This window comes from Streptomyces sp. NPDC001606, assembly GCF_053596835.1.
The window spans coordinates 487801-500931 of the sequence record NZ_JBSFHC010000001.1; the positions used below are offsets into that span (position 1 = coordinate 487801).

General features: G+C 73.2%; 11 protein-coding genes. 4 read left to right on the forward strand and 7 right to left on the reverse strand.

The window, feature by feature from the left end; all coding sequences use genetic code 11:
• The first annotated feature begins 82 nt into the window (after positions 1–82).
• The 3 genes from ACWCV9_RS02215 (at position 83) to ACWCV9_RS02225 (ending at position 2687) form a co-directional block, all read left to right on the forward strand.
• Positions 83–727, forward strand: coding sequence for a PAS domain-containing protein (locus ACWCV9_RS02215; RefSeq protein WP_450783755.1), 645 nt, complete (start codon positions 83–85; stop codon positions 725–727).
• Between the two features lie 132 nt (positions 728–859).
• Positions 860–1354 (forward strand): FBP domain-containing protein, encoded by a 495-nt coding sequence (locus tag ACWCV9_RS02220; protein WP_385847030.1) that lies wholly within the window; start codon positions 860–862, stop codon positions 1352–1354.
• A 91-nt stretch (positions 1355–1445) separates the two neighbouring features.
• The gene (locus ACWCV9_RS02225; protein ID WP_385847029.1) at positions 1446–2687 is read left to right on the forward strand and encodes an FUSC family protein; all 1242 of its coding nucleotides are present in this window, start codon (positions 1446–1448) and stop codon (positions 2685–2687) included.
• Positions 2688–2710: 23 nt separating this feature from the next.
• Here ACWCV9_RS02225 and ACWCV9_RS02230 read toward each other — a convergent pair whose 3' ends face one another.
• A complete protein-coding gene (locus ACWCV9_RS02230; protein ID WP_385847027.1) occupies positions 2711–3436 on the reverse strand; it encodes a DUF2470 domain-containing protein in 726 nt (241 codons plus the stop codon).
• A 92-nt stretch (positions 3437–3528) separates the two neighbouring features.
• Positions 3529–4134, reverse strand: a complete 606-nt coding sequence (locus tag ACWCV9_RS02235; protein WP_450783756.1) for a TetR/AcrR family transcriptional regulator — start codon at positions 4132–4134, stop codon at positions 3529–3531.
• Positions 4135–4256: 122 nt separating this feature from the next.
• On the opposite strand from ACWCV9_RS02235, the gene ACWCV9_RS02240 reads away from it, so the two are divergent.
• Positions 4257–5840, forward strand: coding sequence for a cytochrome P450 (locus ACWCV9_RS02240; protein ID WP_450783757.1), 1584 nt, complete (start codon positions 4257–4259; stop codon positions 5838–5840).
• On the opposite strand, the gene ACWCV9_RS02245 is transcribed toward ACWCV9_RS02240, so the two are convergent.
• The 5 genes from ACWCV9_RS02245 to ACWCV9_RS02265 all read right to left on the reverse strand — a co-directional run bounded on the left by ACWCV9_RS02245 (position 5802) and on the right by ACWCV9_RS02265 (position 13073).
• On the reverse strand, positions 5802–6662 hold the full coding sequence (locus tag ACWCV9_RS02245) for a pentapeptide repeat-containing protein (RefSeq protein WP_450783759.1): 861 nt from the start codon (positions 6660–6662) through the stop codon (positions 5802–5804). The two genes, ACWCV9_RS02240 and ACWCV9_RS02245, sit on opposite strands and share 39 nt — an antisense overlap.
• Before the next feature lie 9 nt (positions 6663–6671).
• The gene (locus ACWCV9_RS02250) at positions 6672–9248 is read right to left on the reverse strand and encodes a patatin-like protein (RefSeq protein WP_450783760.1); all 2577 of its coding nucleotides are present in this window, start codon (positions 9246–9248) and stop codon (positions 6672–6674) included.
• Positions 9249–9405: 157 nt separating this feature from the next.
• Positions 9406–10149: a PIG-L deacetylase family protein gene (locus ACWCV9_RS02255; protein WP_450783761.1), complete on the reverse strand. Its 744-nt coding sequence runs from the start codon at positions 10147–10149 to the stop codon at positions 9406–9408.
• A gap of 58 nt (positions 10150–10207) precedes the next feature.
• Entirely contained in the window at positions 10208–11509 is a 1302-nt protein-coding gene (locus ACWCV9_RS02260) for an alpha/beta fold hydrolase (RefSeq protein ID WP_450783762.1), read from the reverse strand.
• Between the two features lie 205 nt (positions 11510–11714).
• Positions 11715–13073 (reverse strand): BNR repeat-containing protein, encoded by a 1359-nt coding sequence (locus tag ACWCV9_RS02265; protein ID WP_450783764.1) that lies wholly within the window; start codon positions 13071–13073, stop codon positions 11715–11717.
• Positions 13074–13131: the final 58 nt, after the last annotated feature.

Genomic DNA, 13131 nt, shown 5'->3' on the forward strand with positions numbered 1-13131 from the left:
CGCCGACGCCGCCGGGTTTGCCTCGCGCCCGCGTCCTGATCTTTGATGGGGGTGACGGCCCCGGTGCGGCGGGAGGTGCGGGGTGGAAGCGGGCCGGATCGACGCGGTGGTGTGGCGCAACCGGGCCATGGTGCTGTTCGACCGGGTGACGGTGCCGGTCGCGGTGTGCGACGTGTACGGCGTGGTGGTGCTGGCCAATCCCGCGATGGCCGCGGAGGCCGGTACGTCCCCGGGGCGGCTGCGCGGCCGGGACGTGCTGGAGCTGTTCCGCCCGCAGGAGGCCACCCAGGTGGAGCGGATCGCCGAGGCGCTGCGGATGCGGCGCCGCTCGCGCTACCAGGTGTCGGTGCGCTGGCCGGCGCCCGGCGGCGGTGAGCGGTACGGCGAGCTGACCGCGGATCCGGTGAGCGACAGCGTGCAGGAGACCCCGGCGCTGCTGGTGATGCTGCGGGTGCGCGGGGAGTCCGCGGCCCGGCCGCTGCCCCGTCCGGAACCGGTGCCGGTCACCGCCGTGGAGGGCCGGGTGCTGGCGCTGCTGGCCGGGGGCGCCACGACGGCGCGCGCCGCCCGCGACCTGGGGCTCACGGTGGACGGCGTCAACTACCACCTGCGCCGGCTGTCGGCCCGCTGGGGAGCGGCGAACCGCACCGAGCTGGTCGCCCGCGCCTACGCCCTGGGCGTCCTCATCCCGGGGGTCTGGCCCCCGGAGCCGCGGACACCGCACTAGCCGCCGGCCAAGGCTCCCCGGAAATCCATTGGCCCACCCGCGCTGTGGCTACATAGGCTAGCCATTAACCTAGGCCCCCTAGGTTCTGTTACGGCACCGCAACCACACCGCGTCCCGGAAGGACCCACCCCCATGAGACCGCTCACCGAGCAGGACATCCGCACCTCCTTCGTCAACTGCTCGAAGGGCGAGGCCAAGCGGCTCGCGGTGCCGCGGGACCTCGGGGAGCGGCCCTGGCAGGATCTGGACTTCCTCGGCTGGCGGGATCCCGGGGCGCCCGACCGGAGCTATCTGGTCACGGAACGGGACGGCCGGCCGACCGGGATCGCCCTGCGCTTCCCGGCCTCGCAGCGCAGCTTTCTGCACCGCAGCATGTGCTCCCTCTGCCTGACCACGCATCCGGGCGGCGGGGTGTCGCTGATGACCGCGCGGAAGGCGGGTGCGGCGGGCCGGGAGGGGAACTCGGTCGGCCTGTACATGTGCACCGACCTGGCCTGCTCGCTGTATGTGCGGGGCAGGAAGGTGCCGGAGTCCGGCGCCCGGTTCGAGGAGAGCCTGACCCTGGAGGAGCAGATCGCCCGGACGACGGCCAACCTCTCCGCCTTCCTCGACAAACTGTACGAGTGACACCCCGCGCCCTGTGCGCCCTGTTCCCGGACGGCCGCGCTTCGCGCACCGGCACGTTCGACCCGCCCGATGATGGGGAACAGGCCAAAGGATGCACGAGGTACGCAAGTGGACCACGGGACTGCGGCGCCTGGTGGAACGGCGCCGGGAACCGGTGGTCGTCCAGACGCTGCGGTCGGCCACGGCCGCGACGATCGCCTATGTCATCGCCCTGCGGCTGAGCCCCGAGCCGGCCCCGCTCACCGCACCCCTGACCGCCCTGCTGGTGGTCCAGGTGACGTTCTACGCCACGCTCACCAACGGCATCCGCCGGGTGAACTCGGTGGTCGCGGGCGTCCTGGTGGCCATCGCCTTCAGCGTGCTGGTGGGGCTGACCTGGTGGAGCCTCGCGCTGCTGATCGTGGCCTCACTGGCCGTCGGGCATCTGGTGCGGGTGGACGAGTACGTGGCCGAGGTGGCGATCAGCGCCATGCTCGTGCTCGGGGTGACCACCGTCGGGTTCACCGCCTGGGCACGGATCGTGGAGACGCTGATCGGCGCGGTCGTCGGCACCGCCTGCAATCTGCTGCTTCCACCCCCGGTGTGGGTGGACGAGGCGGGCCGGTCGATCGAGGACATGGCGCGCCGGGTACGGCAGCTGATGCTCCGGATGGGCGAGGAGGCGGCCGGGCAGACCCCCTGGGAGCGGGCGGCCGAGCGGCTGCACGAGGCACGCCGGCTGGACCATGACATCGTGCAGGTGGACGCGGCGCTGCGGCAGGCGGAGGACAGCCTGCGGCTCAATCCCCGGGTCAAGGAGGGGCTGCTGCACCGGGTGGTGCTGCGCACCGGGCTGGACACGCTGGAGATCTGCACGGTGGTGCTGCGGGTGCTGGCCCGCTCGTTCACCGACCTGGCCAAGGCCCGCGGCTCCGAGGAGCTGTTCCCGCAGCCGGTCGGGGCCACCGTGGCACAGCTGCTGTCCGAGATCGGCGACGCGGTGGTCAGCTTCGCCGTGCTGGTCACCAGCCATGTCAGCGAGAACGCGGAGTCGGCGGAGGCGCGCCTGACGGCCGAGCTGCACACCGCCACCGGCACCCGGGACCGGCTGGCCGAGCTGCTGCGGCAGGAGGTCGGCCGGGACTGGGCGCACTGGCAGCTGCTGGGCGCCGTACTGACGGAGACGACCCGGATGCTCGACGAGCTGGACACCGAGCACCGCACCCGCCGGCTGCTGGAGGAGCTGGACCGGGTGTCCCGGGGGCAGCGGGTGAAGCTGCCGAGGATGACCCGGATGCGCGAGCGGCTCGGGGTCCAGCAGGAGCTGTGGCGGAACCGCACCGGGTTCCAGTGAGCGGGGAGGGTCCGCCGTACGTCTCACATGTCGCCGTCCGCGTGCTGCCGCTGGAGCGCATGCGGGCAGGCGGCGGCGCCGGCCTGCGCCAGCAGGACGTGCAGCCGCTCGGTGAGCTGGGCGACGTCGTCGGCGGGGGCGTGGAAGGGCAGTCGTACGTCGCCGTGGGCGCGGGTGCGTTCGATGCGCAGGGTCAGCCCGTGCCGGTCGACGGCGAGCGGCGCCACCCGTACCGCGGCGTGCAGCGACTCCGGCCGCACCAGCCGGGTGAGCCGCTCCACGGCGTCCGGGTGGGCGTCGGCGAGGTGGGTGAGCAGCCGGGCCTCGGCCTCGGCCAGCGGGTCGGGCCGGGCGGCGGCGAACTCGTCGAGGCCGACGACCACGGCGCCGGCGGCCTGCCGCAGCACCACGCGTGTGGGCCGGAACAGCAGGGCACCCGCCTCCGCGGCGAACCAGCCGGCGAGATGGAGCCGGGCCCGGATCCGGTGGCGCACCGGCACGGGGGCCGCGTCGGCGAACTCCAGCACGGCGGCCGGCTCCTGGCGCGGGGCGCAGATCGCCGCCGTGAGCAGCGCGCTGTCGTCGGGCACCGACAGCCGCACCGCGCCGTCGTCGGTGACGGTGTGCGCGCCGACGTACTCCTCGCGCACGCCGTCCGCGGTCACCGCACACGACCATGCGGCGGCGAGCACCGACCGGGCCCGTTCCGCCGCGCCGGGTGCGGCCGTCCAGTCCTGTGTGTCACCCATCCCCAGACCTCCTTAGGTAAGCCTTGCCTAACTTATCGAAGATCGGCGCGCACGCCAACCACACCCCCGACCGGGGCGGAGAGCGTGCGGAATCAGGTGAGGACGCCCAGCAGCGCCCGGGCGCACAGGTCCCGCACCTGCTCCCGGCTCAGCTCGCCGTCGCGCAGCCACTCCAGGCAGACGGCCGTGGTGAAGGCGAGCCAGCCGCGCACGGCCAGGCGGACCTCGGGGGCGCTCTCGAAGACGGGGCCGAACTCGGGGTCGGCCGCGAGTGCGGCCAGGATCTGCTGCTCCTGGGCCGCGAGGGCCCGCTGGTAGACCCGGCGCACCGCCTGGTCGCCGGCGGCATCCGCCCGGTGGAAGGCACGGAAGCCATGGGCGTGGGCCTGGACATAGCCGAGGTAGGTGTCGAGACCGGCGGCCAGCTGCTCGCGCACGGGCACGCCGGGCACGGCGGCGGTCATGCGCAGCATGCGTTCGCTCTCGCGCTCCACCACCGCCGCGAAGAAGTCCCGCTTGTTCGGGAAGTAGTGGTACAGCAGCCCGCGCGACACCCCGGCGATCTCGGCGACCTGCTCGATCCACACCTCGTCGTACGGACTCTCCGAGAAGAGCTTCGCGCCGACCGACAGCAGCTGCGCACGGCGCTCCTCGGTGCTGAGCCGGCGCCGGGCACGCTCCCCCTGGTTCGCGGACATGGCAGCACCTTACTTGACGCCGGTTCAACAAGCGGACCACACTGGAACCGCTATTGAACCCACGTACAACACGCGGCGTGCCACCGGTTCAACGGCCCGCTGGATCAAGGGAGATCGGCGTCATGGCGGAGACGACGAACAGGACGCAGACCGCGCACACCGACCGGCCGGCGGCACTGCCGAAAGGGTTTCGCAGTGCCGAGCAGGGCTGGCCCGAGCTGCACCGCATACCGCACCCGCCGCACCGGCTGCCGCTGCTCGGCGATGTGCTCGGCGCCGACCGGCGCAGGCCGGTACAGGACTCCATGCGGTACGCGCGTGAGCTGGGCCCGATCTTCCGGCGCCGCGCCTTCGGCAAGGAGGTCGTGCTGGTGTGGGGGTCCCGGCTGGTCGCGGACCTCGCCGACGAGTCCCGGTTCGCCAAGCACGTCGGGCTCGGCGTGGCCAATCTGCGGCCGCTCGCCGGGGACGGCCTGTTCACCGCCTACAACCACGAGCCCAACTGGCAGCTGGCCCACGACGTCCTGGCGCCCGGCTTCAGCCGGGAGGCCATGGCGGGCTACCACGGGATGATGCTGGACGTCGCCGCCCGGCTGACCGACCACTGGGACCGCGAGACGGCGGCCGGGCGCACCGTGGACGTGCCCGGGGACATGACCAAGCTGACCCTGGAGACGATCGCCCGCACCGGCTTCGGGCACGACTTCGGCTCCTTCGAACGGGACCGGCCGCACCCCTTCGTGACCGCGATGGTCGGCACGCTCGGCCACGCGCAGCGGCTGAACAGCGTGCCCGCCCCGCTCGCCCCGCTGCTGCTGCGCGGCGCCGCCCGGCGCAACGCGGTGGACACGGCCCTGCTCAACCGCACGGTCGACGACCTGGTCGCCGAGCGGCGCCGGTCGGGCGGCGGCGAGGGGGACCTGCTGGACCGCATGCTGGCCACCGCCCACCCGGAGACCGGCGAGCGGCTGTCCGCGGAGAACGTCCGCAAGCAGGTCATCACGTTCCTGGTGGCGGGGCACGAGACCACCTCGGGCGCCCTCTCCTTCGCCCTGTACTACCTCGCCCGGCACCCGGAGATCGCCGCCCGGGCGCGCGCCGAGGTGGACCGCGTCTGGGGCGGCACCGCGGCGCCCGGCTACGACCAGGTCGCCAAGCTGCGCTATGTCCGGCGGGTGCTGGACGAGTCGCTGCGGCTGTGGCCGACCGCGCCCGGCTTCGCCCGCGAGGCCCGGCAGGACACGGTGCTCGCCGGGGAGCATCCGCTGCGCCGCGGCGCCTGGACGCTGGTGCTCGCCCCGATGCTGCACCGCGACCCCGAGGTGTGGGGCGAGGACGCCGAACAGTTCGACCCGGACCGCTTCGCGCCCGAGGCCGTACGGGGGCGCCCGCCGCACACCTTCAAGCCCTTCGGGACCGGCGCCCGGGCCTGCATCGGCCGCCAGTTCGCGCTGCACGAGGCGACCCTGGTCCTCGGCCTGCTGCTGCGCCGCTACGAACTGCGCGCCGACCCCGGCTACCGGCTGACGGTCACCGAGCGCCTGACCCTGATGCCGGAGGGACTGCGGCTGGGTCTGGAGCGGCGTCCGTTGCCGTCCGGCACGGCCGAGCGTCCGGTGCCGTCCGGCGCGGCGCCGCGGGAGGCGGCCGACGCCGGGTCCGGATCGTCAGCCGCCGGCTGTCCAGTGCACCGGGCGGCGCAGTGACCCCGGCAACCGGGTGCCGGCGCTGCCCCGCGCGGCGTCCAGCTGCGGCTGGGTGAGGAAGAAGGCGCCGGTGAGGTCCGCGTCGGTCAGGTCGGCGTCGCGCAGATCGGCGCCGATCATGTCCGCGTCGCGCAGATCGGCGCCGGTGAGGTCGGCGGCGATCAGATAGGCGCCGCGCAGGCTCGCCCCGCGCAGATCGGCGCCGCGCAGCCGGGCCCCGACGAGGTCCGCGCCCCGCCGGTCCTTGCCCTTGCCCTTGCCCTTGCCCTTCTTGCCGCCGGTCCCGCCGGCCCCGGCCCGGGCCAGCTCGCTGGTGCGCAGCAGCAGCACATTGACCTTCTGCCGGTGCGCGGCCACGTCCAGCGCGGCCAGTTCCTCGGGCCGCTGCCGGGTGAGCCGCTCGGTCTCCTCCAGAGCACTGCGCAGCTCGGGGTGGACGGACCGGGCGGCGGGCAGCCCCAGTGCCTCCGTCAGATACCAGAGCAGCTCGTGCAGCTGTCGAACGACGGGGAACACCTCGAACATCCGGCGGGTGTGTTCCTTGGTCCCGGTACGCCAGTCCTGCCCGCCGAAGGTGACCTGCGAGATCTTCTGCCCGGCGCCGAAGCAGTCGTAGACCGTGCAGCCGGTGAAGCCCTTCGCACGCAGGTCGGTGTGGATGCCGCAGCGGTGGTCGCCCCCGAGGTTCGGACAGGGCCGGCCCGCGGGCTTGTCGAGCGCGAAGTCGGCGGAGCGGGCGAAGGGCAGGGCGACACAGCACAGCCCGAAGCACTGCGCGCAGTCCCCGCGCAGCTCGGACGGTCCGGCTATCTGTTCTGGCATGAGCACACCCTACTGACCTGCGGCGCCGCCCCTTGGCCCGGCATGGCGCCGGAGCCGGTCCCCGAGCAGGCGGGCGCCCAGCACGGCCCCCGCCGGCCGCAGCACGGCGCGGACGCCGTCCAGCACGAGGCGCAGGCCCCGCCAGCGGCCGGCGGCCGCCCACGCCGCGTTGAGGGCCACCGTCAGGCTCTGCACCACGGTGTGGGTGAGCAGCGGGGTGCCGGCCTCCCCGGCGAAGGTCTCCTCGGAGATCCGGCACAGGCCGAGCAGCCTCGCCGCGTCGTCGGGCGTCACGGTCCGTCCGGCGCAGGCCCGCTCGAACGCCCCGGCCTCGTCGGCCGCGCCCGCCTCCCGGTCGAGTCTCGCCTGTTCGGCGACGCACGGCAGTTCCTCGGCCGCGATGAAGCGTTGCAGGGCGGACGCGACCCACAGGGAGGTGAGCGGCAAGCTGCTGTGGTGGTGGGCCCGGGCGGGGTCGTCGAGAAAGGCCAGCTCGCGGTCGACTCCGGGGCGTATGTGCTCCGGTGGTGGTCCGCCGGCGATGCGGGACAGCTCCTCGCGGACCGCGTCGCGGGCGTTCCGGCCGGCGCCCGCGGTCTCGGCCAGCCGGGACAGGCGGTCCGGGGACAGCAGGATGTGCACCAGCCATCCGGCGCCGTCCAGCCGTCCCCACATCCAGTCGTTGGCCCGCCAGGACCGCTTGTAGAAGGCGCCGAAGTGGTGCAGCTGGAGGCCGGTGAGCTTGTCGTCGGCCAGGCAGCGCGCGTCGAGCAGGGTGCGGGTGTCCGCGCTCACCTGGACGAGTTCCACCGTCTGCGGGGCGGGCAGCTCCGCGGCGGAGAAGATCCGCTGGGCCATCTCCAGCAGGAACAGACGGCGGGCGACACGCTCCGCCGACGGGGGCGCCGTCCCTTGAGGGGCCACCAGGAACGCCAGGCGGGGACCGGCGGGCCCCCGGGGGTCCAGGGTCTCCTGCGCGTCGAGCAGGACCCCGGCCAGCCCCCGCCAGGATCGCGCCCACTGTTCGGGGAGATCACCGAGATCTCTCTCCGCCTCGTCCAGCGCGCCGTCGGCCGAGCGGGGGTCCGGCCGGCCCCGCTCGTCGCGGGGCAGCTCCAGCAGGTCGGCGACGGTGGTGACGGGACGTGCGGGGGCGTGCTCGGCGGCGGCCCCGGGAACGCGCGCGATCAGGCCGTCGAGCGTGCGCCGTAGGTCGGGACCGGCCGCGGCGGAACCGTCGCGCAGGAGGGTGAGCACGGAGGACCGGGCTCCGTCGAGGGGTGCCTGGCCGAAGCGGGCCAGTACACCGAAGAGGTCCGGCGCGTCCGGCTCCGGCAGGGTTTCGGGGACCCTCGCCGCCAGCGCGGCCGCGATGCCATGGGTCAGGTCGTCCAGATCGCTGCCGTACCCCGGGGGCCGTCGGCCCGGCGGCGGCCGTCCCGGTGTGCGCCGGGCCAGGTTCCGCCCGGCGGCCGAGCGGGCGTGGTCGTCGATCCAGCCCTCGCGGTACTGGGCGTACATCGCGCTCGTGGTCGTCTCGTCGTCGGGCGGCAGCAGCCGTACGAGCCACTCCTCGCGGCGGCGCCGGGCCGTCACCCGGTCGTTGTGGTCGGTGAGCGCCTTCAGATCGCCGGAGATGGTCTGTGACAGGGCCGCGTCGAGGTCCCTGACCAGGGCCGGGCCCATCGAGGGTGGGTCATCCGGTCGTGCCGCGGGCTGCCGGAGGGGCGGGGTCCGCACGGTGGGCACCACATAGGTGAGCACCCGGCGCACCTCACCGCGTGCGGGACGGTCGAAGACGGCGTTCAGGGCGGGGCCGAGGGGCCGGTTCGCCAGGAGTCCGCCGTCCGCGCAGAACTGCGTGTGCGGGCCGGCGCCGAGATAGCGGCTCATGTCGGGGTGGCCGGCCGGTCCCGCCGTGCCGACCGGGACGAACGCGGGCTCGAAGGCCACCGGGAAGGAGGCGCTGGCGCGGGCGGCGAGGGCCAGCGCCTGCGGGATGTCCGGGCCGGCGAGGTCGGCGGGCCCGAAGGCGAACAGGCCGCGGTGATCGGTGTCCTGCACCGCGGTGCCGTAGTCGTCCCGGAAGGTGCTGCGCACCCCGTCGAGCAGTGTGGTCGTGATGAACACATGGGTGTCGCGGGGCTCGGCATGCGGCGGTGGCAGCTGCTCCAGCGCCGTGCGCAGCCCGGCCAGCAGGACCTCGTCGCCCCTGAGCAGGGACGGCGGGTGCCGCTCGGCCGGGGAGCGCAGCAGCCCGGACAGCGCCCCCTCGTCCAGCCACAGGTCACGCAGCCCGCCCATGTCGCAGCCGCGTGCGTTGGCGAGTCCCAAGCAGGCCGCGTTGATGCCGCCCGCGCTGGTTCCCGAGAGCACGTCGAGTCGGACGTCCAGGTGCAACAGGTCGAGCAGTTCCCGGTACTTCGCGCGGACGTGCCCGTCCTCGGCGGAATCGGCCCGGGCCTGGGTCAGGAGGTTGATCTCACGCGCCACGCCGCCCATCCAGACGGCGAGGCTCACACCGCCGGTGAAGATCGCCGCGAGTCTGAGTTCCGCCGGCGCGAGCTGCGTCGATGTGTCGTCCATGGCCGATGTGTCCCTGCGGATATGTCCCTGCCTCGGAGTCCTGCGGCAGAACGAATCCCGACCATCGGGTATGAACCTCAATAATAACGCTTCTCGCGCTGCGCCCCTTCTGTCACTGAAGCTTCGGCCCGTGAAGCTTCTGTCCCTGAAGCGGTCCTCAGCGGTTGAACACCTCGAAGGCCACCGCCGGCACACCGCCGAAGCGCTCGCCGGCCCTCTTGGCGTTGGCGGTCACGAATTCGCGGACGTACGTCTCGGGGTCCTGGTCGGTCAACGCCTCGATGTAGGTGCGGTGTTCGAGGAGGGAGTGCACGGCGCGCTCCAGGCCGGTGGTGGCGTCCACCGCGTGGGTGGGTGCGGCCGAGCCGGCCACGGCGACCCAGCGGACGCCGGTCCAGGGCTCGAGGCCCTCTTCGACGAGTTCGGGGAAGATCCAGCGGTTGCCGGCGTCCGCGGCGGCGTCCAGGGTGGCCCGGCCGACGGCGACATGGTCGGGGGTGTTCCAGGCGATCGTGCCCCAGGTGTCCCGGTGGTTGAGGGTGATGACCAGTTCGGGGCGGTGGCGGCGGATCGCGGCGGCGATGTCCCGGCGCAGCGCCGGCCCGTACTCGATCACGCCGTCCCGGTGGTCGAGGAACTCCACCGACTCGACGCCGACGGCGGCCGCGCTCGCCCGCTGCTCGCGTTCGCGCAGCGGTCCGCAGACGGCCGGGTCGAGGGAGTCGATGCCCGCCTCGCCACGGGTCGCGAGCAGATAGGAGACCTCGCGGCCGGCGTCGGTCCAGGCGGCGACGGCGGCCGCGCACCCGTACTCCAGGTCGTCGGGGTGCGCGACCACGGCGAGGGCGCGCTGCCAGTCGTCGGGCATGGGCTGGAGCTGGGCGTTCTGCGACTCGGTCATGGCCGCATCCTATGCCGCAACTCCGCTGCGGGTCCGTGGGGTTATCGGGGAACCGGGGTCACACCTCGTCGTGGGCCAGGACCAGCAGGCGGTCCAGCACCCGGGGCGCGCCGGTGCGCAGCCCGTCGTGCTCGTACTCGTTGGTGACCCAGGGGCGCAGACCGCGGATGGCGCGGGCGGTGCGCAGGGAGTGCTCGGTGTCGACGTACATGTCGTCGTGGTACACGGCGGCGGCGACCGGCACCTCGTTCGCAGCGAGGCGGGCCGGGTCGTACAGGGGACGCCAGTCGGAGTGTGCGGCGAGGTGTTCGGCGGTCTCGCGCAGCGGGCGCAGCGCCGGGTCGGCCTCGAACATCCAGGGGTGGACGGTCTCACCGGTGAACAGGACCGGGGCGTTCCCGGCCAGAGCCTTCGCGGCGTCGAACTGCGGGAACTCGGCGCGGACCCGCTCGGCGGACCATGCGGTGGGGCGGGCGTCCTGGCCGTAGATCGTCTCGTGGACGAGGGCGTAGAGGGGGTGGCAGGCGTACGACAGCAGGGTCTGGGCCTGCTCCTGGAAGGCGTCGGAGAGGGCGAGGCCGCCGGGCGTGCGGACGAAGGCGTCCTCCAGGAGGTAGTGCAGGCGGTGGCTGCCGTCGCTCATGCCGAGCATCAGGCCGAGGGACTGGAAGGCCTCGACCGTGAACCGGTAGCCGTTCGGGAGGGTGACCTCGTGGGCGAGCAGGTGCTCGGCGATCCGGCGGGCCCGCTCGACGTCCTGCGGGTAGCGGGCGTAGTGCGCGGCGACCTTGCGTTCCACGCGCGGGTAGGCGGCGCGGTAGACGTCGTCGGCGTGGGCGTCGAGGGAGGGCAGGCCGCCGGTGATGACGGCGGTGTCCAGGCCGTGCGGGGCGAGGGAGAGGTACGACACGGTGCAGAAGCCGCCGAAGCTCTGCCCGAGCACGGTCCACGGGGCGCCGCCGGTGACCTCGGAGCGGATGGCCTCGCAGTCGTGGACGATGGAGTCGGCGCGGAAGTGGGTGAGATAGCGGGCCTGTTCGGCGGGTCCGCCGCGCAGCGGGAGCGTCTGCCGGGTGGCGGGCGTGGAGCGGCCGGTGCCGCGCTGGTCGAGCAGCAGGACCCGGTAGTCCTTCAGGGCGCGGTCGAGCCAGGCCTGACGTCCGACGAAACGGTTCGCTCCGAAGCCGGGGCCGCCCTGGAGGTACACCAGCCAGGGCAGCTGCTGGCCGGCCTTGTCGCGCGCGACGGCCTCACGGGCGTACAGCTCGATGGTCTCGCCGCCCGGGTCGGCGTGGTCGAGGGGCACGGTGAAGTGACGGTCGGTGAGAACGACACCGGGCTGGTGGTAGCTGAGGCTCAACGGGGCTCCCGGGACGGATGAAGCGGACGCGTCCCAGTGGAGCACATGTCCGGGGGCGGGCCGGGAGCAGGCCGCTTACGCGGCTGGCGAGACCTTGTACGAGCAGGCCCGTGATCCGGCTGCGGCCGGCGGGGCGACGGGCGGCGGCGGGGCTTCACAGCACCCGCGCGCCGCCGCAATTCCGGGCACGGGCGGACAGCGGGGATCAGTCGGGCAGCGCGAAGTCGATCACATGGAGCGCCGAGGGTGTCGTACCGGAGGACTTCTCCTGGTACATGAACGACAGCACGTGGTCGTACCGCACCCGCCACTCGTCGATGACGACCTCGCCGAAGGCGTTCAGGTCGCTGCCGTCGTACAGCAGGGTCCAGTCGGTGTACCCGGAGGACCTGGACGCGGCGGCGATCCGGCCGAAGGGGAGGACCGCGTAGGCGTTGTCGTACTTGTCCAGGACCAGCTTGGTGCGCTGGCTGGAGTTCAGCGGGACCGGGATCTCCGTCTTGGTCCAGCCGCCGGAGGCGTTTTTGCGGAGGTGGAAGGCGCGTCCGTTGGCGGTGCGATCGGCCACGTAGTCGGTGGTGAACCGGCCGAAGCGGCCGGGGACGTAGCTGATGAGCGCGTGCGGGAGGCCGGTGGAGTCGGTCCACTGGCTCTCCTGGTTCATCAGCGAGTGGTCCGGGCCGAGGGGGTCCACGACGAGACCGCCGTCCGTCACCGCCACCGTGTCGGAGGTGCCGGTGGTGGCGACCGGCGCTCCGGCGTCGTTGCGCCAGGTGCGGCCCCGGTCGGTGGAGTACACATAGCCGGTGTCGTGGTTGGTGATGCCGCCGCTGCCGCACATCACGGCGGCGTTCTGCTCGCGCCAGGTGAAGAAGGCGTGCAGCCGGCCGTCGACGTCGTAGTCGATGCCGTGAAGGTACATGTTGCGGGCGGTCGAGGAGCCGTGCGCGCTGGTGTACGTGCCGGTGGAGCTGGTCCACTCCCCCAGTGCCGTCCACGTCGAACCGTCGTACTCGGCGAGGGCGTTGCGGCCGTTGCCGGAGATGCCGGCCCGGTAGCTGAGCTGGAGCCCGCCCTCGGGGGTGGAGAGGAACTGCGGGTAGGTGAACTGCGGGGTGAGGGCGAGGCCGTCCAGGGAGGTCTGGACCGCGCCGAAGGCCGACGAGGTCCAGCTGGTGGCGGAAGGGTTGTCCATCAGCCCGGCCGTCGACTTCACATAGAAGTAGCCGTCGCTGTGGGAGTCCATGGCGAGGTGCAGGCGGCCGTCGGAGCTGGAGACGCCCAGGGAGATGACGTTGTGGGAGTCGCTGGCCTTCAGGACGTGGGAGAGGGTCACGGTCGACCAACTGCTCGCGCTCAGCGCGCGGCGGCCGACCACGGCGTTGCCCGTCGAGGTGTACCAGGCGGCGTACTGGTAGCCCTTGTAGGTCAGCAGGCCGTTCTTCTGGAAGGAGTTGTTGTTGACCAGGCCGTCGTAGGAGACGAAGAAGACGGCCTGGGAGTCGAGTCGGGTGGTGCTCTTCCTGCTGACGGACGGGCCGGGGGCGGTGATGCGTCTTTTCATGAGCGGCTCCTTCGATAGCCGGAGTTCACGGCGCGACCCCAGCCATCACGGCGGGTCG